Origin of the sequence: Mesorhizobium sp. B2-3-2, assembly GCF_006442295.1 — a bacterium.
In the GTDB taxonomy this organism is placed as follows: domain Bacteria; phylum Pseudomonadota; class Alphaproteobacteria; order Rhizobiales; family Rhizobiaceae; genus Mesorhizobium.
This window is the reverse complement of sequence record NZ_VFWA01000004.1, coordinates 156143-180899: the sequence shown is the minus strand read 5'-3', so window position 1 is coordinate 180899 and position 24757 is coordinate 156143. Positions and strand designations below refer to the sequence as shown.

26 protein-coding genes, 1 tRNA gene and 1 pseudogene are annotated in these 24757 nt (G+C 64.1%); 18 read left to right on the top strand and 10 right to left on the bottom strand.

The features are described from left to right. Positions 1–8 precede the first annotated feature (8 nt). From FJ964_RS31335 to FJ964_RS12385, 6 genes and pseudogenes are all read left to right on the top strand, one after another. A pseudogene (locus FJ964_RS31335) lies at positions 9–158 on the top strand (CoA-transferase subunit beta); the annotation flags it as partial. A 1-nt stretch (position 159) separates the two neighbouring features. Beyond that, positions 160–1365: a 3-oxoadipyl-CoA thiolase gene (gene pcaF / locus FJ964_RS12410; protein ID WP_140550657.1), complete on the top strand. Its 1206-nt coding sequence runs from the start codon at positions 160–162 to the stop codon at positions 1363–1365. Between the two features lie 150 nt (positions 1366–1515). Then, a complete protein-coding gene (locus tag FJ964_RS12405) occupies positions 1516–2547 on the top strand; it encodes a BMP family protein (protein WP_140550656.1) in 1032 nt (343 codons plus the stop codon). 241 nt (positions 2548–2788) lie between these two features. Further along, positions 2789–4300 carry an ABC transporter ATP-binding protein gene (locus FJ964_RS12395; protein ID WP_140550655.1) on the top strand — a complete coding sequence of 504 codons (1512 nt, stop codon included), beginning with the start codon at positions 2789–2791 and terminating at the stop codon, positions 4298–4300. Continuing rightward, positions 4300–5355 (top strand): ABC transporter permease, encoded by a 1056-nt coding sequence (locus FJ964_RS12390; RefSeq protein WP_140550654.1) that lies wholly within the window; start codon positions 4300–4302, stop codon positions 5353–5355. The genes FJ964_RS12395 and FJ964_RS12390 overlap by 1 nt, the downstream gene beginning before the upstream one ends. Next, positions 5352–6296, top strand: coding sequence for an ABC transporter permease (locus FJ964_RS12385; protein WP_140550653.1), 945 nt, complete (start codon positions 5352–5354; stop codon positions 6294–6296). Before FJ964_RS12390 ends, FJ964_RS12385 begins: the two co-directional genes overlap by 4 nt. A 42-nt stretch (positions 6297–6338) precedes the next feature. Here FJ964_RS12385 and FJ964_RS12380 read toward each other — a convergent pair whose 3' ends face one another. After that, positions 6339–7106 carry an SDR family oxidoreductase gene (locus tag FJ964_RS12380; protein WP_140550652.1) on the bottom strand — a complete coding sequence of 256 codons (768 nt, stop codon included), beginning with the start codon at positions 7104–7106 and terminating at the stop codon, positions 6339–6341. A 293-nt stretch (positions 7107–7399) separates the two neighbouring features. Between FJ964_RS12380 and FJ964_RS12375 the strand changes: the two genes are divergently transcribed. Together FJ964_RS12375 and FJ964_RS12370 are read left to right on the top strand one after the other, a co-directional pair. After that, entirely contained in the window at positions 7400–7555 is a 156-nt protein-coding gene (locus FJ964_RS12375; protein ID WP_140492547.1) for a hypothetical protein, read from the top strand. Positions 7556–7692: 137 nt separating this feature from the next. Next, complete coding sequence (locus FJ964_RS12370; protein WP_140550651.1) at positions 7693–8640, top strand: LLM class flavin-dependent oxidoreductase; 948 nt, start codon at positions 7693–7695, stop codon at positions 8638–8640. Between the two features lie 7 nt (positions 8641–8647). Here FJ964_RS12370 and FJ964_RS12365 read toward each other — a convergent pair whose 3' ends face one another. Beyond that, on the bottom strand, positions 8648–9325 hold the full coding sequence (locus FJ964_RS12365) for an isochorismatase family cysteine hydrolase (protein WP_140550650.1): 678 nt from the start codon (positions 9323–9325) through the stop codon (positions 8648–8650). Between the two features lie 215 nt (positions 9326–9540). On the opposite strand from FJ964_RS12365, the gene FJ964_RS12360 reads away from it, so the two are divergent. From FJ964_RS12360 to FJ964_RS12345, 4 genes are read left to right on the top strand one after another with little or no spacing between them, the layout of a single operon-like run. Further along, the gene (locus FJ964_RS12360; RefSeq protein ID WP_140550649.1) at positions 9541–10332 is read left to right on the top strand and encodes an ATP-binding cassette domain-containing protein; all 792 of its coding nucleotides are present in this window, start codon (positions 9541–9543) and stop codon (positions 10330–10332) included. Between the two features lie 56 nt (positions 10333–10388). Continuing rightward, positions 10389–11333 carry a tonB-system energizer ExbB gene (gene exbB / locus FJ964_RS12355; RefSeq protein ID WP_140550943.1) on the top strand — a complete coding sequence of 315 codons (945 nt, stop codon included), beginning with the start codon at positions 10389–10391 and terminating at the stop codon, positions 11331–11333. 12 nt (positions 11334–11345) lie between these two features. Then, complete coding sequence (exbD, locus tag FJ964_RS12350) at positions 11346–11813, top strand: TonB system transport protein ExbD (RefSeq protein WP_140550648.1); 468 nt, start codon at positions 11346–11348, stop codon at positions 11811–11813. Beyond that, positions 11810–12757 carry an energy transducer TonB gene (locus FJ964_RS12345; protein ID WP_140550647.1) on the top strand — a complete coding sequence of 316 codons (948 nt, stop codon included), beginning with the start codon at positions 11810–11812 and terminating at the stop codon, positions 12755–12757. Before exbD ends, FJ964_RS12345 begins: the two co-directional genes overlap by 4 nt. 74 nt (positions 12758–12831) lie before the next feature. Here the strand turns inward: FJ964_RS12345 and FJ964_RS12340 are convergent, their stop codons facing one another. From FJ964_RS12340 to FJ964_RS12315, 5 genes are all read right to left on the bottom strand, one after another. Then, positions 12832–13155 (bottom strand): hypothetical protein, encoded by a 324-nt coding sequence (locus FJ964_RS12340; RefSeq protein ID WP_140550646.1) that lies wholly within the window; start codon positions 13153–13155, stop codon positions 12832–12834. A gap of 246 nt (positions 13156–13401) precedes the next feature. Continuing rightward, positions 13402–13653, bottom strand: a complete 252-nt coding sequence (locus tag FJ964_RS12335) for a hypothetical protein (protein ID WP_140550645.1) — start codon at positions 13651–13653, stop codon at positions 13402–13404. 68 nt (positions 13654–13721) lie between these two features. Then, positions 13722–14780: a SagB/ThcOx family dehydrogenase gene (locus FJ964_RS12330; protein WP_224713198.1), complete on the bottom strand. Its 1059-nt coding sequence runs from the start codon at positions 14778–14780 to the stop codon at positions 13722–13724. Between the two features lie 434 nt (positions 14781–15214). Next, positions 15215–15961 (bottom strand): helix-turn-helix transcriptional regulator, encoded by a 747-nt coding sequence (locus tag FJ964_RS12320; RefSeq protein ID WP_140550642.1) that lies wholly within the window; start codon positions 15959–15961, stop codon positions 15215–15217. 327 nt (positions 15962–16288) lie between these two features. Beyond that, a tRNA-Ala gene (locus FJ964_RS12315) sits at positions 16289–16364 on the bottom strand. Positions 16365–16500: 136 nt separating this feature from the next. Here FJ964_RS12315 and FJ964_RS12310 point away from each other — a divergent pair. Together FJ964_RS12310 and FJ964_RS12305 are read left to right on the top strand one after the other, a co-directional pair. Beyond that, positions 16501–16791 (top strand): YggT family protein, encoded by a 291-nt coding sequence (locus FJ964_RS12310; protein ID WP_140492518.1) that lies wholly within the window; start codon positions 16501–16503, stop codon positions 16789–16791. A 13-nt stretch (positions 16792–16804) separates the two neighbouring features. Next, positions 16805–17122 carry a DUF167 domain-containing protein gene (locus FJ964_RS12305; protein ID WP_140550641.1) on the top strand — a complete coding sequence of 106 codons (318 nt, stop codon included), beginning with the start codon at positions 16805–16807 and terminating at the stop codon, positions 17120–17122. A gap of 3 nt (positions 17123–17125) precedes the next feature. Here the strand turns inward: FJ964_RS12305 and FJ964_RS12300 are convergent, their stop codons facing one another. The 3 genes from FJ964_RS12300 to FJ964_RS12290 are packed head-to-tail and all read right to left on the bottom strand — an operon-like array spanning position 17126 to position 19858. Further along, positions 17126–18007 carry a MurR/RpiR family transcriptional regulator gene (locus tag FJ964_RS12300; protein ID WP_140550640.1) on the bottom strand — a complete coding sequence of 294 codons (882 nt, stop codon included), beginning with the start codon at positions 18005–18007 and terminating at the stop codon, positions 17126–17128. Between the two features lie 10 nt (positions 18008–18017). Further along, positions 18018–19085, bottom strand: coding sequence for a sn-glycerol-3-phosphate ABC transporter ATP-binding protein UgpC (ugpC, locus tag FJ964_RS12295; RefSeq protein ID WP_140550639.1), 1068 nt, complete (start codon positions 19083–19085; stop codon positions 18018–18020). Between the two features lie 2 nt (positions 19086–19087). Then, positions 19088–19858: an SDR family oxidoreductase gene (locus tag FJ964_RS12290; RefSeq protein ID WP_140550638.1), complete on the bottom strand. Its 771-nt coding sequence runs from the start codon at positions 19856–19858 to the stop codon at positions 19088–19090. 179 nt (positions 19859–20037) lie between these two features. Between FJ964_RS12290 and FJ964_RS12285 the strand changes: the two genes are divergently transcribed. The 4 genes from FJ964_RS12285 to FJ964_RS12270 all read left to right on the top strand — a co-directional run bounded on the left by FJ964_RS12285 (position 20038) and on the right by FJ964_RS12270 (position 24710). After that, positions 20038–21270, top strand: a complete 1233-nt coding sequence (locus FJ964_RS12285) for a sugar ABC transporter substrate-binding protein (RefSeq protein ID WP_140550637.1) — start codon at positions 20038–20040, stop codon at positions 21268–21270. A gap of 133 nt (positions 21271–21403) precedes the next feature. After that, complete coding sequence (locus tag FJ964_RS12280; protein ID WP_140550636.1) at positions 21404–22273, top strand: sugar ABC transporter permease; 870 nt, start codon at positions 21404–21406, stop codon at positions 22271–22273. A 5-nt stretch (positions 22274–22278) separates the two neighbouring features. Continuing rightward, positions 22279–23103 (top strand): carbohydrate ABC transporter permease, encoded by an 825-nt coding sequence (locus FJ964_RS12275; RefSeq protein WP_140524682.1) that lies wholly within the window; start codon positions 22279–22281, stop codon positions 23101–23103. An 80-nt stretch (positions 23104–23183) separates the two neighbouring features. After that, positions 23184–24710: a M81 family metallopeptidase gene (locus tag FJ964_RS12270; protein ID WP_140550635.1), complete on the top strand. Its 1527-nt coding sequence runs from the start codon at positions 23184–23186 to the stop codon at positions 24708–24710. Positions 24711–24757 lie beyond the last annotated feature (47 nt).

Genomic DNA, 24757 nt, shown 5'->3' with positions numbered 1-24757 from the left:
AAGGCTGTCGCCAGGCGCAGGCGAGCTGTGGCTGGCTGCTTAAGTTCGCGCAGGCGCTTGACGAAACGCGGGCGCCAGGCGAACTCGAACTGAAGACATTGCGCGACCCGCACGCCCGCACCAAGGCGGCGCATGAGGGAAATGGGAGAGCTGCCTGACATGGCCGAGGCTTTTATCTGCGACTATATCCGCACGCCGATCGGGCGCTTTGGCGGCTCGCTGTCCGCGGTGCGCACCGACGACCTCGGCGCCATTCCGCTGAAAGCGCTGGTCGAGCGCAATGCCGGCGTCGACTGGCAGGCGGTCGACGACGTTGTCTATGGCTGCGCCAACCAGGCCGGCGAGGACAACCGAAACGTGGCGCGCATGGCGCTGCTGCTGGCCGGCCTGCCGAAGGAAATCCCGGGCTCGACCGTCAACCGCCTGTGCGGCTCCGGCATGGATGCGCTGAGCATCGCCGCCCGCGCAATCAGGGCTGGCGAGGCCGAATTGATGATCGCCGGCGGCGTCGAATCGATGAGCCGGGCGCCCTTCGTCATGCCCAAGGCCGACACGGCGTTTTCACGCAATGCCGAGATCTACGACACCACGATCGGCTGGCGCTTCGTCAACCCGCTGATGAAGAACCAGTGTGGCGTCGATTCCATGCCCGAGACCGGCGAGAACGTCGCCGAGGATTTTTCGGTTTCACGCGCGGACCAGGACGCTTTCGCGGTGCGCAGCCAGGACAAGGCCGTCGCCGCGCAGGCCAATGGCCGGCTGGCGAAGGAAATCACGCCGGTTACGATCCCGCAGCGCAAGGGCGATGCGGTCGTCGTGTCGAATGACGAGCATCCCCGCGCCGGCACCACGGTCGAGGCTTTGGCCAGATTGCCGACACCGTTCCGGCAAGGCGGCACGGTGACCGCCGGCAACGCCTCGGGCGTCAATGACGGGGCGGCGGCGCTGATCGTCGCTTCGGAAGAGTCGGCCAGGAAATACGGCCTGACGCCGATCGCCCGCATCCTCGGCGGGGCCGCCGCCGGCGTGGCGCCGCGCATCATGGGCATCGGCCCGGCGCCGGCAACACAAAAACTGTGCACACGGCTTGGCCTGACGCCAAAACAGCTCGACGTCATCGAGCTCAACGAAGCTTTCGCCTCGCAGGGCATCGCGGTGCTGCGCCAGCTTGGCATCGCGGAGGATGCGCCGCACGTCAACCCGAATGGCGGCGCCATCGCGCTCGGCCACCCCTTGGGCATGTCGGGCGCGCGCATCTCCGGCACGGCGGCGCTGGAGCTGCGCGAGCGCGGTGGCCGTTACGCGCTGGCGACGATGTGCATCGGCGTCGGCCAGGGCATCGCCATCGCGCTCGAACGGGTCTGAACAATCACTCTCCCGGCTAGTCCAGGAGAGCGGATATGATCGATCTGCCAAATTTGACCATGTGGACAAAAGTCCGGACCCGTTCCATAATTCCCCGTCTGATTTTTAGAACGGCCGGCTCGACACGGCTGTCGAACAGAGGGGACTGCAATGGAAAACCGGAAGAACAAATCTCATTCGACGCGCGAAGGCCTTTCGCGGCGCAACGTGCTGGAACTGGGCGCGCTTGGCCTGGCTGCGGCGATGCTGCCGGGTGCCGCTTTCGCCAAGGACAAGAAACTGAAGGTTGCGGCGATCTTCGCCACGCCCATCGAGGAGCCGTGGGACAACCAGATCCATGTCGCTTTGCAGAAGGCCGAGAAGGAACTCGGCATCGAGTATAAATGGTCGGAGAAGGTACAGACCGCCGACTTCAGCCGCGTCATGCGCGAATATGCACAGGGCGGCTATGAACTGGTGCTGGGCGATGCCTTCGCTGCCGAGCGTGAATCGCGCCGCACGGCCAAGCAGTTCCCGAAGACTGCCTGGCTGTTCGGCTCCGGCGCTGGGCCGGCGGAGCCGAATTTCGGCGTCTTCGACAATTGGATCCACGAGCCCGCCTATCTCTCTGGCATGATCGCCGGCAAGATGTCGAAGTCGGGCACGATCGGCGCCGTCGCGGCGATGGGCATTCCGGAAGTGAACCGGCTGGTCAACGCCTTCTTTGCCGGCGCCAAGGAGGTCAATCCGAACATCAAGAAGAAGGTCGCCTTCATCGGTTCCTTCTTTGACCCGCCCAAGGCCAAGGAAGCGGCGGTGGCGCAGATCGACGCCGGCGTCGACGTCATCTATGCCGAGCGTTTCGGAGTCATCGAAGCGGCGGTTGAGAAGAAGATCTACGCCATCTCGAACATGTCCGACCAGTCGAGCCTTGGTCCCGACACCGTCATCACCGGCCCGGTCTGGGACATGTATCCGACCGTCGAACAGGCGATCAAGCTGGTCAAGGCCGGCGTCTTCACGGCGCAGGACTATGGCGATTTCTCGCGCATGGCCAAGGGCGGTTCTCACCTCGCGCCTTACCATAAGTTCGACAAGACGCTGCCAGCCGAGGTCAAGGACATGGTCGAGAAGAAGAAGGCCGAGATTCTCGAAGGCAATTTCCGGGTGGATGTCGACGAGAATACGCCGGTCTCGGATTGAGTGTCGCTATTTGAGGGGTTGGCGCGTGGCGCCCCCCTCTGTCCTGCCGGACATCTCCCCCTCGAGGGGAGATTGGCAGCTTCGCCGGCGGTGCTTGTCTCTTCAAACGGTGCAGATTGGCGAAAGCCGAAGTGACATCTGATCTCCCCCCTTGAGAGGGAGATGGCCGGCAACCCAGAGGGGGGTGCAGCGCATCCCTATCGGACTGAATCGCAAAGCCAATTCTCACCAGGATTCCCCCTTGCCCGCCCCCCTCATCGAAATGCGTGGCATCACCAAGAGTTTCGGCGCCGTCAAGGCGAACGAAGCCGTCGACCTCAGCGTGGCGCCCGGCGAGATCCTCGGCCTGCTGGGCGAGAACGGCGCCGGAAAAACGACGCTGATGAACGTGCTGTTCGGCGCCTATGCGCCCGACGCCGGCGAGATCCTCATCCAGGGCCGGAAGGTGCGGATCACCAGTTCGGCCGATGCGCTGGCCGCCGGTATCGGCATGGTGCACCAGCATTTTCACCTGGCGCCACGGCTTACGGTGCTGGAAAACCTGCTTATCGGCATACCAGGCAAGTCCGGACGGATCGACCGGTCCGGCGGACTGGCGCGGTTGGCCGAAATCAGCCGCCAGCACGGGCTGACACTCGATCCCAGCCTGCCGGTCTCGGCGCTGTCTGTCGGAGAGCAGCAACGTCTCGAGATCGTCAAGGCGCTGTTTCGTGGCGCAAAACTGCTGATTCTCGACGAGCCGACCGCGGTGCTGGCGCCGAGCGAAGTCGACGGGCTGTTTTCGGCCTTGCGGTCGATGGCGGCGCAGGGTCTGGGCATCATCTTCATCTCGCACAAGCTCAACGAGGTGCGCGCGCTCACCCACCGCTGCACGGTGCTGCGGCATGGCCGCGTCGCCGGCCGCGTCGATGATCCGGCCAACACCACGTCAGCGGAAATGGCGCGACTGATGTGCGGCCACGAGATCGTGCCGCCGGCCAAGGGGCCGTCGACGCCGGGGGCAGCGGTGCTCACTCTCGACGGCATTTCCACCTCGAGCCATTCGGGCACGCCGCTGCGCGATGTGTCGCTTTCCGTGCGCGCCGGCGAGATCCTCGGCATTGCCGGTGTTTCCGGCAATGGCCAGCGGGCACTGGCGGAGGTGATCTCGGGCGTGCGAGCCCCCGATGCAGGCCTGATGACGATTGCGGGACAGAAAGTGTCTCGCTTCTCGCCGCGCGAGGTGCAGGCGCTGGGCCTTGGCCGCATCCCGGAAGACCGCATGACGACGGGACTGGTCACCAATTTGCCGCTCGCCGATTCCATGGTGCTGCCGCGCATCGGCACCGCCGCTTTCAGCAGCAAGGGCCTGCTCAAGCCGGATGCGATCCGCGCCTTCGCCGAGGCGCAGATCAAGGCCTATGATATCAGGTGCCCCGGACCGATGACGCGCGCCGGCGCGCTGTCCGGCGGCAATTTGCAGAAAGCGCTTTTGGCGCGCGAACTCGCCTTCGATCCGAAGGTGCTTGTCGTCTCGCAGCCGACACGCGGCCTCGACATCGGAGCCGCCCGCTTCATCCACGAAAAATTCCTCGACATGCGCGCCAAGGGCTGCGGCATCATCGTCATCGGCGAGGATCTGGAGGAGTTGCTCGTGCTGTGCGATCGCATCGCGGTGATGTATGAGGGCCGCATCGCCGGCACGCTTCCCAGCGCCGATGCGACGATCGCACGGCTGGGGCTGCTGATGACCGGGGCGGAGGGCCATAGCTGATGTTCCGCCTCGAAGTCCGCAGCTCGACGCCTGCCTGGTTCAACCTGGCTTTGCCGCTGCTGGCGATCGGTGCGGCGCTGGTGCTGTGCAGCGGCCTGATCGCGCTGGCCGGCGCCGGCGTGCTTGAATCCTACGGCGTTATGTTCACGGCGTCGCTCGGCGACAGCTATGCGATCACCGAAACGCTGGTGCGGGCCGCACCCATGATCTTCACCGGGCTGGCGGTAGCTGTCGCCTTCCGCGCCAAATTCTGGAACATCGGCGCCGAAGGGCAATTGCTCGCTGGCGCGGTGGCGAGTTGCTTCGTCGGCGCGATCCCGATGCCGGGACCGCTCGCCATGCTTTTGATGGCGCTGGCAGGCGCTGCGGCCGGTGCAGCCGTCGCGCTCGTGCCGGCAACACTGCGGGTGAAATTCAAGGTCGACGACGTCGTCAGTTCGCTGCTGCTCAATTCGGTCATCTATTACGCGCTGATGGCGCTGATCGAAGGGCCGTGGAAGGATAGTTTCAGCGGCTATCCGATCTCGCCGCCGATTGAGGATTCGGCCAATTTCCCGGTGCTGATCGAGGGCACGCGGCTGCATCTCGGCGTCATCGCGGCACTTATCGCGGCACCGTTGATCTGGTTCCTGATCGTGCGCACCACGCTCGGCTTCCGGATCCGGGTCACCGGCGAGAATCCGGAAGCGGCCAGATATGGCGGCATCAATGTCCACCGGGTGCTGCTCTCGTCGGCGCTGCTGTCCGGCGCGCTAGCCGGGCTCGCCGGCGTCGGCGAGGTCGGCGGGGTGCATTTTCAAGTGATGAGCGACATCTCGCCGGGCTACGGCTATTCCGGCATCGTCGTTGCCATGCTGGCGCGGCTCAACCCGCTCGGCGTGGTGCCGGCGGCGATCTTCCTGGCTGCCGTGATGACCGGCGCCGAGGCGATGTCGCGCGCGACCGGCGTGCCGGCCTTCCTCAGCGATGTCATCCAGGGCACGGCACTGCTTGCCATGCTGGTGGCGCTGCTGTTCACCGCCTATCGCATCCGCCGCGTCGGAGCCGCCCAATGAGCGCGGTGTTCGAACAGATCTTCCAGGTCGGCTTCTTGGCCGCCATCATCCGCATCGCCACGCCCTTGGCTTTCGCCACGCTCGGCGAAATGTTCTCCGAGCGCGCCGGCGTGCTCAATCTCGGTATCGAAGGCATCATGCTGTTGTCGGCCATGACCGGCTTCACCGCCACCAGCCTCAGCGGCAACCTGTGGCTGGGCGTCCTGGCGGCGGTGCTTACCGGCATGTTGATGGGGGCGCTGCATGCGCTGTTCACGGTGGCGCTGGGCTTGAGCCAGCATGTCTGCGGCATCGGCGTGACGCTGCTTTCGTCGGGTCTGGCCTATTTCCTCTACCGGCTGATCTTCGGCCAGCAATCGGTGCCGCCGAGCATCAAGGGTTTTCAGCCGTTGCCGATCCCGATCCTCTCCGACATTCCCGTGCTTGGCCCGGCGGTGTTCAACCAGTTCACACTGGTCTACATGGCGATCCTGGCCATACCGCTTGCCGCCTTCGTGCTCTATCGCACGCCATGGGGCCTGTCGGTGCGCATGGTCGGCGAAAACCCGCGAGCCGCGGACTCGGCCGGCGTCAGCGTCATCGCCACGCGATTCCAGGCGGTCATCCTGGGTGGCGCGCTGATGGGGCTGGCCGGCGCCTTCCTGTCGATGGCGCAGTTCAACGCCTTCACCTTCGGCGTCGTCTCCGGGCGCGGCTGGGTGGCGATCGCACTCGTCGTGTTCGGCCGCTGGGATCCGTGGCGCTCGGCGGGGGCGGCATTGCTATTCGCCTTTGTCGATGCCTTGCAGTTGCGCATGCAGGCGAGTGGTCTCGGGCATATCCCCTACGAGGCGTTCCTGATGCTGCCCTTCATCTTCACTATCGTCGCCATGGCGGTGATGTCGCGCAATGCGGTGGCGCCGTCGGCGCTGCTGAAGCCGTTTAGACGGGAAGAACGATAGACGAGTAGGGGTTGGGATGAAGACCCTGGACCGTGGGACACCTCACATCGCGGTAAAACCATTGTCGACGAACAGATGGGCCCCGTTGACGAAGCTCGACTCGTCGCTGGCGAGGTACAGCGCCGCCTTTGCCACCTCTTCCGGTTCGCCGATCCGCCCCTGCTGTGCAGCCAACGCCGCGTCGGACACATCGACGCCGAGCTTGCCCAGATCGGCGACCTCGCGCAGGCCATGCGGTGTGCGGATGAAGCCGGGGCAGACGGCGTTGCAGCGGATGTTGCGGTCGCGGAACTCCACGGCGATGGCGCGCGCGAACATGTGACAGGCGCCCTTGGTGGTGTCGTAGAGCACTTCGTTCGGCGTCGCCGCCACCGCTGAGATCGATGAGGTGCAGACGATCGAGCCGCCGCCGGCCGCGATCATGCCGGGCAGCACGGCGCGGGTCATCAGGAACATTGAGCGCACGTTGATGGCATGCAGCCAATCCCATTCCTGCACGCTGGTCTCCAGGAACGGCTTTATCACGATGGTGCCGGCATGATTGAACAGGACGGTAACCGCGCCGAACTTCTCGGCCGCGCCCTTCACGGCCGCCTCGACCTGCGCCTCGTCGGAAACGTCGGCGACAAAATGCTCCGCGATTTGGCCGCGCGCCCGGATCGCCGCGGCGGTGGCTGCCGCCGCTTCGCCATTGCGGTCGATGATCGCCACCTTTGCGCCTTCCGCCGCGAATAGTTCCGAGGCCGCCCCGCCCATTCCCGTCGCGCCGCCCGAAACGATGGCGACCTTGCCGGCCAGTCTTGCTCCCATTTCCCTGCTCCTCCTAAATGTCCTTTGGACGATCTCGCATTGTCGCTCTGCCGCGATGCTATCCTGCCCGCGCGGGGCGCGCCAATGCACGAATGGATCAGCAAGTGAGGCGCCGTCCAGCGCCGGAAGCGAAACCGACACTGCCATGTCCGTCGATTAGGTCGATGCCGCTCTGCAGCAACTCAGCGCCAATTTTCACGGCACTATTAGAAAAAAATTCTGCGCATGGCCGAAAAATAGCAATCGACAAAGTCTACAACTTTTATAGATTAACCGCCGAGACGGAGGTCGACATGTCCTATATGCAGAACACCGAGACCCGCAGCAGCGGCCAGAGGCTGGCCAATGCCCAGAGCTTTCGCCCGGCCTATGCCGGCGCTTTCGCCTATGTCGTCTTTGCCCTTGCGTTCGTGTTCACTGGGGCTGTTGTTCTGGGCCTCATTCCCTGAGCCGTGGTCCGGCCAGGCTGACGACCCACCGCCTTCAGGCAATCGGAGTTGAATGAACCGGATCGCGGTGCGCTTTCGTGTGCGCCATTGATTCGTATTTGACCGCATCCGTGATTCCAGAGATGGAGGAGATGGCAATGCCGATCGAATTTACGCATGTCCCCGGCAACACCCATCCTGCCGATAGCGCAGTTTCCTTTTTCTACGACTTTGCTGAGACGGCGACCAGGCTGGCGCTGATCGAGGATGGCGGTTTCCGCAACCTCGTGGTCGACGATCCGGCCGGCCTGCTCACCAATATGGATCTTGCCGCCCAGGTGCTGGACCGCAGCTCGTCGCTGGAAGTGGTCCTTACCCATTGGGCCGGCGTGGTCGAACCGACCGTGGCGGCGCGGCAGCTTGCCTCGATCGACGCCCGCAGCGGCGGCCGCCTGGCGCTCAGGATGATCAGCGAGCCGTTGAGCGACGACGATGCCGAAACGCGTCCGGTCGGACACGGTGTCATCTGGCAGCGCATCGACGAATATCTGGTTCTGTTGAAGCGGCTATGGTCGAACGAGCGGCCTTTCGACCATGAAGGCGCGTTCTACAGCATCAAGGGCGGCTTTGTTCCGCGCAAGGGGCCACATGGTGCCGACCTCGTCATCCGCATGGGCGGGCAATCCGGCACGGCGCTGAGAGTGGCCGGCCGGCATGCCGACGTCTTCGAACTGGCGCCCGGTTCGATCGACGATGTCAGGCGGTTGATGGAGCGGGTGCGCGGCGCCGCCGCCGAACATGGCCGGGCCGCCAGACTGCGCTTCGCGCTTCCGGTCCGCATCCACCGGGGAGTTTCCTCGGCAGGGCACAAGGCGGTCGATGTCTCCGGTCCGCCGGCCCAGGCCGCCCTGTCGCTGCTTGCTTACGCGGCTCTCGGCATCGATGAATTCATGATCGTCGGCGTCGACACGCCGCGCGAGATCGCGACAGTCGGCCGCGAGACGATCGCGCTGCTGCGCAATTCGCTGGCGCGGCGCGAGGACGGCGAATTCCAGCACGGGGCCTTCGCGCAGCGCACGGGACTGGAAACACGGGCAACGGGCTGAACGGAATTTATTGGCGATCCTCGCCACCCAGCCGCGACAGGCCTTCGATGACCGCACCTGAATCCGCCAGCGCGCCAAAGACGCCGTCTTCGACCGTCACCATGTGAAGGGCCGCCTCATGCGCCCGTCTGTCGCCGCTGGCGCAGGCGTCGGAGATCGTCAGGCACTGGAAGTTGCGATCGCAGGCTTCGCGCAGCGTCGTGTGCACGCAGACATCCGTCGTGCATCCGCAAAACAGAAGATGCGTGATGCCTCGCGCGCGCAGCACGAGCTCGAAATCCGTATAGGTGAAGGCGCCGTTGCAGGTCTTGTCGACGATGATGTCCTGCGGCGCGACGTCGATTTCCGGAACGATCTGAAAACCCGGACCCGAACGAAGCAGGATCTCGGTGCCGTCGAGGCCGGCCCGCCCGCGGCGCCATTTCTCGTAAGGTGTCATGTCGGCCATGTCGGCCCGGTAGCCCTGCCTTGTATGGACGATGCTGACGCCCGCCTCGCGGGCAGCGGCGATCAGCCGACTCACCGCGGGCAGGATCGCTCTCAACGGCGAGGGATCATATCCCTTCCTGGCGAAGTAACCCGTCGTCGACAGGAAATCCTGCTGCAGGTCGATCACGACCAGCGCGGTGTTCTCGGCCACAAGCCTGCCGTCATAGGGGAAATCGAAGGGTGTCGCCTTGATCATGCGCGGTTTCCTGTTTCAGCGAAGACCTTAGAGCGGTTCATCGCTTCACGGAAACGCTTCGTTGCCTGAAATTCAAAGCGGCATCAGGCGTCACGATATTTTGTTGACGCAAAAACTCGACTTAATTGTTGACTAGCAAAGTCATGTTTCATAGTCAACCGGGTACGGTTGCCCGAAAATCGGATTGATGCTCGCAGCCATACTGGAGATGGACCTTGACCGGAGCCGACAGCCAGACTGCTTTCCACATCGACGCGGTGCGCTTTGCCGTGGGCGAGCGGACGCTGCTCGGTCCGGTTTCGCTCGAATTGCAACGCGCGCGCGTCTACGGGCTGATCGGCCACAACGGGTCCGGCAAGTCGACGCTGGTCAAGCTTTTGGCGCGCCAGCAGCCGGCAAGCTCTGGCGCCATCACCTTCTCCAGGCGGCCTTTGGCGCAGTGGGGTGCGCGCGAACTGGCGCGGGCGCTTGCCTATCTGCCGCAGACGACGCCGGCGGCGACCGGCTTGACCGTGCGCGAGCTGGCAGCGCTCGGACGTTATCCCTGGCATGGCGCGCTCGGCCGCTTCGGCCAGGACGACAGACGGCATGTCGAGGAAGCGCTTGATCTGACCGACATGGCCGGCTTTGCCGACCGGCTGGTCGACGAGCTGTCGGGCGGCGAGCGCCAGCGCGCCTGGCTCGCCATGCTGGTGGCGCAGGACGCCGGCGTCATGCTGCTCGATGAGCCTATCTCGGCGCTCGACATTGCCCACCAGGTCGAGGTGCTTGGGCTGGTCAGGGAACTTAGCCGCAAGCGCAACCTTTGCGTCGTCGTGGTGCTGCACGATCCCAACATGGCGGCGCGCTATTGCGACGAGCTGATTGCCCTGAAGGACGGCAGGCTGCTGACGCGCGGCACGCCCGGCGAAATCATGCAAGGCGATGTGCTCAAGGGCATTTTCGGGGTCGAGATGGGCGTGTTCGCGCACCCCCTTACCGGCCAGCCCGTCGGCTACGTCCAGTGACGCTTCGGGACTGTCGCGAGGAAAGGCTGGTGGCTGTGAGAACAAGGAAGAAGACGATGTCGAGAACCGGTTTGGCCGCAGCCCTGTTTGCATCCGCCATGCTGACGGCCGCCAGCGCTTCGGCACAGGAGCAGCCGGCAAGCGGCGTGCCCGCCACCACCACGGCGCCGGCACCATCGGCGCCTGCCCTCAATGCGCCGGCCGCGCCTGCCGCCCCCGTGGGAGCCGCGGCGCCTGCACAGCCGCAAGCCAAGGCCGGCACGGCGGCCGAGCCCTCGACGACGCCGGCGCTCACCTTGCCGCACGATCTGTCGCCATGGGGCATGTTCATGGCTGCCGACATCATCGTCAAGGCGGTGATGATCGGGTTGGCCTTCGCCTCGCTCGTCACCTGGACGATATGGCTGGCCAAATCGCTGGAAGTGCTTGCCGGCAAGCTCGGCGCCCGTCGCGCCGCGCGCGCCATCGGCAATGCCGCGACGCTGAAGCAGGCCAGCCATGCGCTCGGCCGTAACGGCGGCACCGGCGCCCTGCTGGTGCGGGCGGCGGAGGAAGAAGCAGCACTCTCGGCCGGCGCGCTCGACCATGCCGGCGGCGACGGGCTGAAGGAACGGGTGGCCTCGCGCCTGTCACGCATCGAGGCGGCGGCGGCGCGACGCATGTCGCGCGGCACCGGACTGCTGGCGACGATCGGCTCGACAGCGCCTTTCGTCGGCCTGTTCGGCACCGTGTGGGGCATCATGAACGCCTTCATCGGCATCTCGCAGGCGCAGACCACCAACCTGGCGGTGGTGGCGCCGGGCATTGCCGAAGCCCTTCTCGCCACCGCCATGGGGCTCGTCGCCGCGATACCGGCCGTCGTCATCTATAACGTCTTTGCGCGCTCGATAGCCGGCTACCGACAGATCCTCGCCGACGCCTCGGCTGGCGTCGAGCGGCTGGTCAGCCGCGACCTCGATTTCCGCACGGTGGCGCCGGCAACGGCGCTGGCGGCGCAGTAGCGGGGCAAGACCATGGGCAGCCGCATCCGTCAGACCATGGACGACGATCTCGAGGAAAGCCACGAGATCAATGTCACGCCCTTCATCGACGTCATCCTGGTGCTGCTGATCATCTTCATGGTCGCGGCGCCCTTGGCGACAGTGGATGTCAATGTCGACCTGCCGGGCTCGACCGCGACGCCGGCGCCGCGGCCCGAGACGCCGCTGTTCCTGACATTGAAGGATGATCTCTCGCTGGCGATCGGCAACGAAACCGTGCCGCGCCAGGTTTTCGCCGCCACGCTGGACGGCAGGACCAAAGGCGACAAGCAGACGCGCATCTTCCTTCGCGCCGACAAGTCGGTTGCCTATGGCGACCTGATGGAGGCGATGAACCTGCTGCGCGGCGCCGGCTATCTGAAGATCGCCCTGGTCGGCCTGGAGGCTGCGCCCGCCGGCGATGCTCCCGCAGCGGCGCCAGGCGGAGCCGCTGGTCCATGACCGGGCAAGCGGCCGCCTCGCCCACGGTGGAGCTGTTACGCCTCGGCTGGCGCGACCTCGGCCTGTGGGCGGTTGCGGCCGCGCTGGTGCTTGGCGCGCATGTTGCGGTCGCCTATGCGGTGCAGGGCTTCAGCCCGGTCGACCCGGCGGATGGCGGGCCGCCGCCGGCAATGGCGATCGAGATGGCGCCGATGGTGGTGACGCCGGCTGTGCCCGAACTGGCCGCGATGCTGGACGCCGCTGTGCCTGACCAGGCCGAGCCGGTCGAGGAGACCAAGAAGGCGCCCGAAGCCGAGCCCGAGGAAGTGGCCGAGCAAGCGGAGCCCGTTGCCGAGACGGATGCCCCACCGCCTGATGCGGCCGAGCCGACTGAGACGGCGACGGCTGATCCGGTCGACCAACCACCGCTCGAAGAGGTCGTCCCTGATATCGCCGAGACGGTAGCGCCCGACGTCGCCGTGCCGCTGCCGCTGCCGAAACCGGTCGAGACGCCCAGGGAAAAAAAACCCGTGCAGGCCAAGGTGAAAAAGCCCGTCGAGAAGCCCAAGCCGAAGAAGGAGAAGACGGCACCGCCGAAGACGGTAACCGCCGCGAGCGCGGAGGCAAAGCCCGCCGTCAGGACAGCCGCGCCGAAATCGGCGTCCGGGGCGTCCGGCGTCAACCCGGCCAAATGGGAATCGCGGCTGCTGTCATGGATCAAGCGGCATACGCGCTATCCGAGCGCCGCGAAATCGCGACGCTCGCAAGGCAATGCGAACGTCACCTTCACGGTGGACGCCTCAGGCCGGGTGACGTCGGCGCGCGTCGTCCGCTCCTCGGGCGATCCCGACCTCGACCGCGCCGCGCTCGCCGTGCTGCAGGGCGCCACCGTGCCGGCGCCGCCGCCCGAGCTGGGTTCGCGCGTCAGCCGCACGGCGCCGTTCGTATTCAGCCTTCGGAATTGATGCATGCCGCCCAAAACTGAACCCGGTTCGGGAGAAACGACATACATGGATCAAAGCAAGGTCGAACGATCGGCCTACCGATAGCTCATCGACAGACACAGAGCCTCGACCTGCTCGAGGTAGAAGCGGCATCTCGTGCGCAGGATCCTGAGGTTCGGATCGCCGGCGCCGTTGATCTCGATGGTCTGCATCATGAAGTCGAAATGGGCATGGAAGGCGTCCACCGCGCCCCAGAGACTGTCGGCCTGCCAGGTGTCGGCGATTGCCGTGGAAACCAGTTGGCGGGCTTGAAGGCGCGCCGCATCCGGCGATGCCGGTCGGCTGGCGATCAGGGCATGGAGGCGGCTGAAGACGCTTTCGCCGATGTCGGCGCTTTTGATGGGTGCGATCATGTTCATTTGTGGATTCCCCTCAGATCGTCGTTGCATAAATGCCGGTTCGGCGGGCTGCGGGCGATCATTGCAGCGATCGCGGCGGCATCGGCCGGCCTTGGATGATGTTGCCTCTGCGTCCGCGTGTTCCAACCAAATGGGCCATCTCGATACGGTCAAACCGACGGCGGCCTTCCTCAAGGACGGCAGCAGGACTTGCAGCGCACGTCCCGGGGGCGCGCGGTCACGCATGGAGATGATGGCTTCATCTGGCTATGCCCTCCTCGGCTGGGCGCGATTGTCTTTCGCCTGCGCCTTGGGGTGCATCGGATTGCCGCTGAGCTGCGGATGCCTGGCCGGCCGGGCGCCGCGAAGGACGTCGAAGGCCTCGGCATAAGCCATGCCCAGCAGATAGGAGATCATGGGGAAACGGCTTGCTTCGGCCATCTGCACCAGCTCATTGGCCATCGACGCGATGTATTGGAGACTATCGATCTCCGACTGGCGTAGGGATTGGTTGGCCACGTGCTGCTCCTGTTATGTGGTGGAATTCAGGGGACCCCTCACCGGGCACTCTGAACATAATCGATCGGCTAATTGATTGACCGCGCTGCCGGACGCGGATTGGTCTCCGGGACAGACAGGGTCAAGGCGTAGATGGGCGCGTCGGTGAGGCGGTCGAGGCCGAGCAGGCGCTTGATCGCGGAGTGGCTGAGTGCCGCGGTCGGGCAGGCCGACAGGCCGTGCCTGGTCGCCGCCAGCATCATGTTCTGGCCGATATGGCCGGCTTCGATCAGCACGACACGATAGGCGTTGGCGTCCTCGTACTTCCACATGGTACGGTCGAGCCTGGCGCAAAGCAGGACCAGGCAGGGCATGGTGTCGGCCCATTCCTGTCCGCCGACCAGTTCGGAGATCTTCGGCAGGTGGTTCGCCGAAATCCTTTCAAGGTCGTGTCCGGCAGCCGAGTAGTGGTAGACACCGGGCTCCAGCCCTTCCACCGCCGGCGCAACCACATAGGCTTCATAGGGGTTTCTCGCGCCGCCGGAAGGGGTCATGCCCAGCGGCAGGGCGCCGACGCAGTTGCTGGTTTCGCCGGTGATGCCCATGCCCGCAAACAGGCAGTCGGAAAGCTGTTTCGCGGTGATGGTGGGCGCCGCCGCCGTTCGGTTCGTGCGGCGCTGCGCCATCAAGGCAAGGAGTTCATTGTTGCCCAGCGCGTCCGGCAGCCGGATGGCCGCCGCGGAATTTCTGAGCACGAGGTCGGGCTGCACGCTGTGACCGGCGCGTTCGATCTGTCGTGCCTCCGCCTGCTCTATGGTCATGAACTCGCTGTCCTGAACGCAGAAATGCATCAGCGCGGTCGGAATGCCCCAGTTCCATTGTCCGGAGAATTGGGTTTCCTGTTCGGCCAGTTGCGACCCGGCGGTCACCAGTGCGGAAAAATCGAGCAATTGGGGGATGACGGCATCCAGCTCTGATCGCGACCATCCGTGGTCCCGCGCGATCTCCGCCGCGGATGCCCATTTGTCCCAGGATGCGAGAAGACCGATCACCTCGGAACTGCATTCGAACACGCTTCTGGTCAGGAAATTGCACGCAGTGACCTTGTTGGCGCCGGGATAGAAGACAAGCGTTTTTGCGGAGCGCATTTTCATGATGCCGAAAGCCAATGCAGAAATCTCATTGCGAAGGCGAGGCGCCGACCAACACCGTCGCCGGCGCCTCGGGCAGCTCAGCGCTTGTTGTAGTGCATGCCCTGCGAAAAGAAGACGGTCTGGGTGCCTGCGGCAATCGTCAGCTTCGGAGCAGCGTTCACTTTCTTCGCCATTTTCATCCCTTCCTGACCCCAAATGGGATCTGTTGAAAAGATCCCCAAAACGGGATCCACGGGCGGAAGGTAAGATCGAAAGAGTTAATGGTTTGTTAAAATAGTAGTAAAACTGAATTAATCTAAATTATCTTTCATGGCCTTAAAGTACAAAAAATCGATTTTACTCGTATACGGAGTAGATGATTGCCGGCATACGCTCTTTCCGGATAGGATTATTCTTATTTAGCGTAACAAGGGAAGATTCTGACGCGGTCAGTCCAGCCCGTCCCGCGCGAGGCTGACCACGAGTTGGTCGAGGCTCGGGTCGTCGAGCTTGACGACGTGCGCCATGCGGATCGCCTGCCGCGGGCGGATGGATACGTCCTGCCGCATGATGACCGACACGAAGGCCGGCCCGGCTTCCGTCAGAAGCATGGCCTTGCCGATCAGCACCGGTTCCGAGATGGGAGCCCACTGCACCGAGATCAGCGATGGTTCACCGGTCTGGCGGCGATTGACCCCGCTGAAGTAGATCCAGTTCAGGCGCGAGATCGCCACGCCGTAATGATTGCCGCGCGCCCGCGCCCATGTCGTTCCCCGGCGCTCCGACCATCCAGTGACCCTTCGGAACGTCACCAGCTCGGCATCGCGCCGCACGAAGGTCACCGACCGCATCAACAGGTCGGGGCGAGCCGGGATCGAAAAATAGGTGAAGTAGGTGCCGCCCGCGATCGACGGGGCGGGCGGCCGGATCATTTGGTTGAACAGGCTTTCGGAAATCGGTGGCAGGCCGCGAACCGTAGGCTTCGGCGCGCCCGGTTCCCGGTACAATTCGGCTTCGTCGATGCGGAAATACTCGCAGATCAGCTTGGCTGTCGCTTTGTTCGGAACGGACTGTCCCTGAAGGTAGCGTTCGAACTGCGTCCGATTGATGCCCAGTTCCCGGCATACCGCGCTTACCGAGGCATGCTCCTTACAGAGCCGTCTGAGATTTGCAGCGAGATACTCGCGAATTGACACGTTTTGCTTCCGCGGGCGGGTTCTTCATATCGACTTCCAAATCCGTATAGCGCCTTCAGCCGCCCCCACCGAAACGCCTTGCTACAACACACAGAAAAAACTGATTTGGTAATGCCACTCTAATGGGGTGGATTCCAAAAAAAATAGCGCGATTCGATAGCGATCACCGTCATAAGTCCAATTGACAGGCGTTTGCCCCGGGAGGCTCTCGCAATCGACCGTGGCGGGCCGAAAGGAGCGCCGGTATCGTGACATTTCGCACCGTAGCCACCCGACGTGGCTTCGGCTGTTGCAACGCAGCGACAAACGGAAAATGGATTATTCCGCTGGTGGAGCTGAGGGGGATCGAACCCCTGACCTCGTCATTGCGAACGACGCGCTCTCCCAGCTGAGCTACAGCCCCGTCCAGCGGATGGCGCATTTATCGGGCACGGCAGTTTTCTGTCAAGGCGACGTTTTGCCGAAATCCTGGCGGCCGAAGCCTGCCCTTGCCGGTTTCGCGCGCAATGGCTACATGTCGGCAACAATTGGAGACCGGCATGCTCGCCCTCATTCAAACAATCGTCATGGCGCTCGACCTCTATTGGTGGGTCATCATCATCTCGGCGATCTTTTCCTGGCTCTACGCCTTCAACGTCGTCAACTCGCGCAACCAGTTTGTCGGCAGCATCGGCAACATGCTCTACCGGCTGACCGAGCCGGCGCTCAGGCCGATCCGGCGTTTCATGCCGGACCTTGGCGGTATCGACATCTCGCCGATCATCCTGCTGCTGATCCTGTTCTTCCTCCGGCAGTTCTTGCTCACCACCGTGGCACCGCTGGTGCTGTGAGCCCGACGATCGCATGAATGCCCCGTTCCGCATCCGCGAGAACGGCATCGAGCTGTTTGTCCGGCTGACGCCGAAGTCTTCCATTGACAGGTTCGAAGGCATCGAGACATCGGCTGACGGGCGAAATCATGTGAAGGCACGGGTCCGCGCCGTGCCCGAAAACGGCGCCGCCAATCAAGCGTTGGAGAAGCTGGCCGCCAAGACGCTCGGCGTGCCGACCTCGGCCGTTTCGGTTGTCGCCGGCGCCACGGCACGGCTCAAGACGCTGCGCGTGACGGGTGAACCCGAGGTGCTGATGCAGCGTATCGAGGCGCTCAGTGCTTCGGCCTGAAGTTCAATCGCCCAGCGGCAAACGCGGATCGTCGACCTTCAGCGTGTTCACGCTCTGCTTGATGCGACGCAAATTCTCCAGCACCTTCGGGCCGCGCGTCTCGGCCACCGACGTGACGATCATGTCGACGATCGCCAGCAGCGCATAGCGCGACGATGTCGGCTTATAGATGTTGCCGTCCTCGAGCGGCTGCAAATGGATGACGGTGTCGGCGGCCCGGGCCAATGCCGAGTCCGGCGCGGTGACGGCGACCGTTGTGGCGCCATATTGCTGCGCGACCTGCACCGCCTCGATGACCGACCGCGCATAGCCGGAAACCGAGAAGGCGACCAGCGTTGTCTCTGGCGTGGCCACGGCGGCGTACATGCGCTGCAATTGCCCGTCGATCTGCGCCAGCACGGGCAGGCCCAGTCTGAACAGCCTGTTTTGCATTTCGGTCGCCATCATCGAGGAAATGCCGCCGGAGCCGACGCACAGCACGTTGCCTGACGTGGCAATGCGCGCGGCGACGTCGACCAGCGTCGTCATGTCGAGGTTTTCGCTGGCGCGCTGGATGGCCGATATCGCCGCCTCGGTGATGGCCGATGCGATGCGCTGCTCACGGGCGTCGCGGCTCAGCGGCTCGGGCGACAGATACTGTCCGCCGATGGCGATCGCCTGCGCCAGATAGAACTTGAAGTCGCGCAGGCCTTCGCAGCCGAGATTGCGGCAGAAGCGGGTCACCGTCGGCTCGCTGACGCCGACGCGCGCGGCGATCTCCGAGATCGCCGCCTTGGAGGCGAAATCGAGATCGGACAGGACCAGGCCGGCCAGCCGACGATCCGACTTGGTGCCGTCCTGCGACATCAGCTGCAACCGGGTGATGATGTCGGCCGGTGTCTTCACGCTTGTGCTTTCATAGAGGCAGGCCCGTCGCCCTGTCGAAAAGATGGATGTTGCGCGGCTCGACCGAGACCGGCAGGCGGTCGCCCGGCTTCACCTGCATCCGGTCGCGGAAGACGACGCGCACCGTATCGTTGCCAATAGCACCGTAGACATGGGTTTCCGAGCCCGTCGGCTCGACGACGTCCACCTTGATGGTCATCGCGTCGGCAGCTTCGCCGATGACAAAATGCTCGGGCCGGATGCCGGCCTCCACCGCACCACCTGCCGGTACCTCTTTGCCGGCAAGCGCAAGCCTTCCGCCGCCGGTCGATTCGAACCAGCTGTTCGTGGCCGTCGTCTTGAGGGACCCGGAAACGAAACTCATCGACGGCGAGCCGAGAAAGCCGGCGACGAACTTGTTGGCCGGCCGGTCATAGAGCTCCAGCGGCGGCCCGACCTGCTGGATCCGGCCGCGATCCATCACCACGATGCGGTCGGCCATGGTCATGGCCTCGATCTGATCGTGGGTGACGTAGACGACCGTCGATTTCAGTCGCTGGTGCAGCGCCTTGATCTCGGTGCGCATCTGCACCCGCAATTGCGCGTCGAGGTTGGACAGCGGTTCGTCGAACAGGAAGACCGAGGGTTCGCGCACGATGGCGCGGCCCATGGCGACGCGCTGGCGCTGGCCCCCCGACAATTGCCGGGGGAAGCGGTCGAGATAGGAGAACAGGTTGAGGACGCCGGATGCCTTCTTGACCTTGTCCTCGACCGCGGCGCGACTCTCGCCGCGGATTTTCGGTCCGAAGCCGATATTGTCGGAGGCCTTGAGATGCGGAAACAGTGCGTAGGACTGGAAGACCATGGCGATGTTGCGCTGCTGCGGCGGCAGGTCGTTGGCGCGCACGCCGCCAATGACCAGATCGCCCGAGCTTATCGTTTCCAGTCCGGCCAGCATGCGCAGCAGGGTCGACTTGCCGCAGCCGGACGGGCCGACCAGCACGACGAATTCGCCACTCTCGATGTCGAGATTGATGTTCTCGAGGATGCTGTGCTGTCCGAAGGATTTCGAAAGGCCGCGGAACTGGACGTCGGTCATGGTCACGCTCCCACTATGTCGTCTATGAACGGCAGGCAGCCGGCGGTCAGGCCGGCATCCACCGGCATCACCACGCCCGTTACGCCCGACGCCCGGTCGGAGGCAAGGAACGCCACGGCTTCCGCCACCTCAGAGGCATTGACGATGCGGCCGAGCGGATAGAGCCGCTGGAGCTTGCCGAGAATATCGGGGTTCTTGGCCAGGCGATGGTCCCAGGCGGGGGTGCGGATCGATCCGGGACAGACGACATTGGCGCGAACGCCGCTGCGGCCGAGCTCGACGGCGATCGCCTTGGCATAGGCGTTGATGCCGGCCTTGGCGGCGGCATAGGCCGGGTTGCCGAAATGGGCGACGGCGTTGACGGAGGAAATGAAGACGACGCTGCCCGAACCGCGCGCCGCCATCGCCTTGACCAGCGGATCGGCGAACGTCATCACGCCGGTCAGGTTGAGATCGAGTTCCTGCTCTATCCTGTCGGCCGTCAATGCGCCAAGCGTCTCCGCGCGCGTCCAGCCGGCATTGTTGATCAGGATGTCGGGCACGCCGTCTTTGTCGAGCACGGCCGCGACGGCTGCCTCGACCGAAACCCGGTCGAGAAGGTTGAAGACATGGCGCGAGGCGAGGTGCGGGCTTTCCAAAGCCTCCTCCGATTGATCGCAGCCGACCACCCGCGCGCCTCTTCCGGCCAGCAACGCGACGATGGCCGAGCCGAGCCCGCCGCCGGCACCCGTGACGACGACAGTCCTGCCCTCGAACTCGGCTCTCGAAACCACGATGCGCGCTCCTCCGCATGTCAGGCAGATGTCGGCAGGCTAGTGAATGGAATGTAATTAAGCAACACGATAATCTGCTTGCGTGCGGCCAGTTCCTCGATAATGTAGGAAAGTCACATAATCCTGCGCCCACATCGGCGTGAGGAGCGCAAAGCGCGGAACAAAATGGGAGAGATCGGATGAGCATTGCGAAATGGACTGCCGGCTTGATGGCCGGAATGAGCATGCTGGCCTTCGCGGCACAGGCGCAAGCCGGCGAGGTGCGCGTCACCGTCGCCGAATACAGCGCCAAGACCGGCCCCTATTTCGAGGAGGTCAAGAAGGAGTTCGAGGCAAAGAACCCCGGCATCACGGTCAAGTTCGAAGTGGTGCCATGGGATGTGCTCTTGCAGAAGCTGACCACCGACATCACCGCCGGCACCAATGCGGATCTCTCGATCATCGGCACGCGATGGCTGATCGACTTCGTGCAGCAGGACGTCGCCGAGCCGCTCGACAGCTATATCACGCCAGATTTCAAGGGCCGTTTCATCGACACGTTCCTGTCGCCTTCGATCATGGACGGCAAGACCTACGGCCTGCCGATCGCCGCTTCGGCGCGCGCCATGTATTACAACAAGGAGTTGTTCGAGAAGGCCGGCATCGCCAAACCGCCGGCCAATTGGACCGAGCTGCAGGAGGACGCCCGCAAGATCAAGGCGCTGGGGTCCGGCACATTCGGCTTCGGCCTGCAGGGCAAGGAGATCGAGACCGACGTCTATTATTATTATGCGATGTGGTCATACGGCACCGAGATCCTCAATAAGGACGGCACATCGGGCTTGAGCACGCCAGGCGCGCTCGAAGCCGCCAAGCTCTACAAGTCGATGATCGACGAAGGCCTGACGGAACCCGGCGTCACCTCCAACAACCGTGAGGACGTCCAGAACCTGTTCAAGCAGGGCAAGGTCGGCATGATGATCACCGCGCCCTTCCTGTCCAACCAGATCAAGGAAGAAGCGCCGAGCCTGAAATATGGCGTGGCGGCTATACCGGCCGGCCCGACGGGCGCGCGCGGCACCTATGGCGTCACCGATTCCATCATCATGTTCAAGAACTCCAAGAACAAGGACGAGGCCTGGAAGCTGCTCGACTTCCTGTTCACCACGGAACAGCGCGCCAAGTTCACGCAAGGCGAAGGCTTCCTGCCGGTGAACAAGGAAGAGGCCAAGATGGACTATTACGTCAACAATGCCGACCTCGCCGCCTTCACCGCGCTTCTGCCCGACGCCCGCTTTGCGCCGGTCATTCCGGGCTGGGAGGAGATCGCCCAGATCACGTCGGACGCCATGCAGAAGATCTATCTCGGCGGCGACCCGGAGGCAGGTTTGAAGGATGCGGCGGCCAAGGCCAACGCGGTGCTGAAGAAATAGGGCGTATCTCCCTGCGCCCGTGGCGCGCCCCACTCAGGTGGAGCGCGCCACTCTCTTGGTTCACGCCTGCTGCGGCGGATCCGAAAATTCGCATAGACCTTCCGATCCAGCGCGCCGGAACCCAGGCCAGCCGATGCAAAATCGTTTCTTGCCCTATCTGCTGACCTTGCCCAGTCTGTTCCTGGCGGCGGTCGTCATCTTCTGGCCGGTCTGGGACCTGATCCAGATCGCAACCCATGACGTCAACCGCTTCGGCCAGCTGCGCGAATTCAGCGGCCTTGCCAATTTCGCGGCCCTCGCCGCCGATCCCGATTTCGTCGCGGCACTGTGGCGCACGGCGGTATGGACCGTACTGGTGGTTGGCGGCGCGCTGCTTCTGTCGATCCCGGTCGCCATCATCCTCAACACTGATTTCTACGGCCGCGGCATTGCCCGCGTCATCATCATGCTGCCCTGGGCGGTGTCGCTGACCATGACGGCGGTGGTCTGGCGCTGGGCGCTGAGCGGCGAAAGCGGCATGCTGAATTCGGCGCTGCTCGGCCTCGGCCTGATCGATCACAATGTCCAATGGCTGGCCAGCGCCGAGACGGCGTTCCCGATGCAGGTGCTGATCGGTATATTGGTGACGGTGCCGTTCACCACGACGATCTTCCTCGGCGGTCTGTCTTCGATTCCGGACGATCTCTACGAGGCCGCCGCGCTTGAAGGAGCGACGCCGGCACAGCAGTTTCGCGAAATCACCTTTCCGCTCCTGAAGCCGTTCATCAACATCGCCATCGTGCTCAACACCATCTACGTCTTCAATTCGTTCCCGATCATCTGGGTGATGACGCAGGGCGGGCCAGCCAATTCGACCGACATACTGGTCACTCACCTCTACAAGCTCGCCTTCCGCATCGGCAAACTGGGCGAGGCTTCCGCCGTGTCGCTGGTGATGTTCGCCATATTGCTGGTCTTCACCATGATCTATGTGCGCCTCGCCATGCGGGAGCAGCGCGCATGAGGAGCATGGCGGGCAAGCTGAAGCGAACCGTCATCGCCTGGCTGCTGCTGGCGCCGCTGATCGTGGTGACGATCTTCCCCTTCGCGGTGATGTTCCTGACCGCGGTCAAGCCGCGGCAGGAGGTGCTGTCGCCGACCTGGTGGCCGAGCGAATTCCGCTGGTCGAATTTTGCCGACATGTGGGTGGCGACCGGCTTCGGCCGGGCGCTTGCCAATTCGCTCTATGTCTCGGTCATCGCCACGGTCGGCGCCATCCTGATCTCGGTGCCGGCGGCCTATGCCATGTCGCGCTTTCGTTTTGCCGGCTATGGCGCCTTCCGCCAATTCCTGCTGATCTCGCAGATGATCTCGCCCATCGTGCTGGTGCTCGGTCTGTTCCGGCTGATGGCCGCCTGGGGCCTTGTCGAATCGACGACGGCGCTCGGTTTCATCTATATGGCCTTCAACGTCGCTTTCACCGTGTGGATGCTGCAGAGCTATTTCGACACCATCCCGCGCGATCTCGAGGAGGCGGCCTGGATGGAAGGCGCCGGGCGCTGGCTGACGTTACGCAAAGTCTTCCTGCCGCTCTGCCTGCCGGCCATTGCCGTCACCGCCATCTTCACCTTCATCAACGCCTGGAACGAATTCGTCGTGGCGCTGACCATGCTGCGCAGCCAGGAGAGCTATACGCTGCCGATCCAGGTGTTCTCGCTGGTCGCCGGGCGCTACACGATCGAATGGCATCACGTCATGGCCGCCACGCTGTTGGCGACGCTACCGGTGGCGATCCTGTTCATCTGGCTGCAGCGCTACCTGGTACGGGGGCTGGCGCTCGGGGCGGTCAAATAGCAACCCAGCAATTCCAGGAAAAGCGTGCGGCGGTTTCCCCCCGGAATTGCGAAAACAAGAAAGTCCATCACGGAGTTTTCATGCGCATCTTCACCGCCTCGCTGGCGACGGAAACCAACACTTTTTCGCCGGTGCCGACCGACAGGGCATCGTTCGAGATGGCCTTCTATGCCGGGCCGGGCAAGCATCCGGAGACGCCGACACTGTGCTCCTCGCCGATCGTCGCGCTGCGTCGGCGCGCGGCCGCGGAAGGTCTTGACGTCGTCGAGGGCACCGCCACCTGGGCCGAACCCGGCGGCCTGGTGCAGCGGCAGACCTACGAGGCGCTGCGCGACGAGATTCTTGGCCAACTCAGGGCGGCTCTGCCGGTAGAGGCCGTCATTCTCGGCCTGCACGGCGCCATGGTGGCGCAAGGCTATGACGATTGTGAGGGCGACCTGCTTGAACGGGTGCGCGAGATCGTCGGGCCCGGCGTGGTGATCGCCTGCGAGTTCGATCCGCACAGCCATCTCACGCCCAAGCGCGCGGCGGCCTGTAATGTCATGGCCTATTTCCTCGAATTCCCGCACACCGACTTCTACGAGCGCGGCGAGCATGTCGTCGAGCTCGGCCTCGCCGCGGCGCGCGGCGAGATCAAGCCCGTCATCTCGACCTTCGACTGCCGCATGATCCAGGTGCTGCCGACCAGCCGCGAGCCGATGCGCTCCTTCGTCGACCGCATCAAGGCGCTGCACGGCAAGGATGGCGTGCTGTCGATCTCGGTCGTCCATGGCTTCATGGCCGCGGATGTGCCCGAAATGGGCACGCGCATCCTCGTCGTCACCGACAATGACAAGGCCAAGGGCGACGCGCTGGCAGAAACGCTGGGACGCGAGCTCTACGCAATGCGCGAAAAGACGGCGATGACGATGCTGAGCGCCAAGGACGGCATCGAGCGCGCCTTGGCCGTTCGCGCTGAAAAGCACGGCAGGCCGGTGGTCATCGCCGATATCTGGGATAATCCGGGCGGCGGCGTGCCGGGCGATGGCACCATCGTGCTGCGGGAGCTTTTAGCGCGCGGCATCGATAAGGTCGGCGTGGCGACGATCTGGGATCCGGTCGCCGTGACCTTCTGCCAGGCCGCGGGCGAGGGCGCCGTCATCGACCTGCGTTTCGGCGGCAAGGCCGGCCCCCAGGCCGGCGAGCCGATCGACGCCCGCGTCACGGCGCTGAAAGCTGTCGCCGAGGGCTGGCAGAGCTTTGGACCCAGCCGGGTGACGCTTGGGCCAGCCGCGCTGGTCCGCATCGAGGGCACCGAGGTCGACATCATCCTCAACACCAACCGCACGCAGACCTTCGAGCCGGACATTTTTTCCAACATCGGCGTCGATCCGCTGGCCAAGGACATGTTGCTGATCAAATCGACCAACCATTTCTACGCCGGCTTCGAACCGATCGCTGCCGAGATTATCTATGTCTCGGCGCCGAGCGCGTACCCCAGCAATCCGGCGGTGACGGATTACAGGAAACTGAAGCGGGCGATTTGGCCAAGGGTAGCGGATCCGTGGAAGGATAAGGCTCCCCCTTCTCCCCTTGTGGGAGAAGGTGTCGCCGAAGGCGACGGATGAGGGGGCTCCAGAGAACACCAACGCCTCACTCCGCTGGAACACCCCTC

What these genes read in the sequence shown, in the direction of transcription:
- FJ964_RS12375 (WP_140492547.1), top strand. Translation starts at nt 7,400, where the DNA reads ATGTCCTATATGCAGAACACCGAGACCCGCAGCAGCGGCCAGAGGCTG.
- FJ964_RS12365 (WP_140550650.1), bottom strand. Translation starts at nt 9,325, where the DNA reads ATGATCAAGGCGACACCCTTCGATTTCCCCTATGACGGCAGGCTTGTG.
- FJ964_RS12340 (WP_140550646.1), bottom strand. Translation starts at nt 13,155, where the DNA reads ATGAACATGATCGCACCCATCAAAAGCGCCGACATCGGCGAAAGCGTC.
- FJ964_RS12380 (WP_140550652.1), bottom strand. Translation starts at nt 7,106, where the DNA reads ATGGGAGCAAGACTGGCCGGCAAGGTCGCCATCGTTTCGGGCGGCGCG.
- exbD (WP_140550648.1), top strand. Translation starts at nt 11,346, where the DNA reads ATGGGCAGCCGCATCCGTCAGACCATGGACGACGATCTCGAGGAAAGC.
- FJ964_RS12280 (WP_140550636.1), top strand. Translation starts at nt 21,404, where the DNA reads ATGCAAAATCGTTTCTTGCCCTATCTGCTGACCTTGCCCAGTCTGTTC.
- FJ964_RS12275 (WP_140524682.1), top strand. Translation starts at nt 22,279, where the DNA reads ATGGCGGGCAAGCTGAAGCGAACCGTCATCGCCTGGCTGCTGCTGGCG.
- FJ964_RS12285 (WP_140550637.1), top strand. Translation starts at nt 20,038, where the DNA reads ATGAGCATTGCGAAATGGACTGCCGGCTTGATGGCCGGAATGAGCATG.
- FJ964_RS12345 (WP_140550647.1), top strand. Translation starts at nt 11,810, where the DNA reads ATGACCGGGCAAGCGGCCGCCTCGCCCACGGTGGAGCTGTTACGCCTC.
- exbB (WP_140550943.1), top strand. Translation starts at nt 10,389, where the DNA reads ATGTCGAGAACCGGTTTGGCCGCAGCCCTGTTTGCATCCGCCATGCTG.
- FJ964_RS12385 (WP_140550653.1), top strand. Translation starts at nt 5,352, where the DNA reads ATGAGCGCGGTGTTCGAACAGATCTTCCAGGTCGGCTTCTTGGCCGCC.
- FJ964_RS12305 (WP_140550641.1), top strand. Translation starts at nt 16,805, where the DNA reads ATGAATGCCCCGTTCCGCATCCGCGAGAACGGCATCGAGCTGTTTGTC.
- ugpC (WP_140550639.1), bottom strand. Translation starts at nt 19,085, where the DNA reads ATGACCGACGTCCAGTTCCGCGGCCTTTCGAAATCCTTCGGACAGCAC.
- FJ964_RS12405 (WP_140550656.1), top strand. Translation starts at nt 1,516, where the DNA reads ATGGAAAACCGGAAGAACAAATCTCATTCGACGCGCGAAGGCCTTTCG.
- pcaF (WP_140550657.1), top strand. Translation starts at nt 160, where the DNA reads ATGGCCGAGGCTTTTATCTGCGACTATATCCGCACGCCGATCGGGCGC.
- FJ964_RS12390 (WP_140550654.1), top strand. Translation starts at nt 4,300, where the DNA reads ATGTTCCGCCTCGAAGTCCGCAGCTCGACGCCTGCCTGGTTCAACCTG.
- FJ964_RS12270 (WP_140550635.1), top strand. Translation starts at nt 23,184, where the DNA reads ATGCGCATCTTCACCGCCTCGCTGGCGACGGAAACCAACACTTTTTCG.
- FJ964_RS12370 (WP_140550651.1), top strand. Translation starts at nt 7,693, where the DNA reads ATGCCGATCGAATTTACGCATGTCCCCGGCAACACCCATCCTGCCGAT.
- FJ964_RS12330 (WP_224713198.1), bottom strand. Translation starts at nt 14,780, where the DNA reads ATGCGCTCCGCAAAAACGCTTGTCTTCTATCCCGGCGCCAACAAGGTC.
- FJ964_RS12310 (WP_140492518.1), top strand. Translation starts at nt 16,501, where the DNA reads ATGCTCGCCCTCATTCAAACAATCGTCATGGCGCTCGACCTCTATTGG.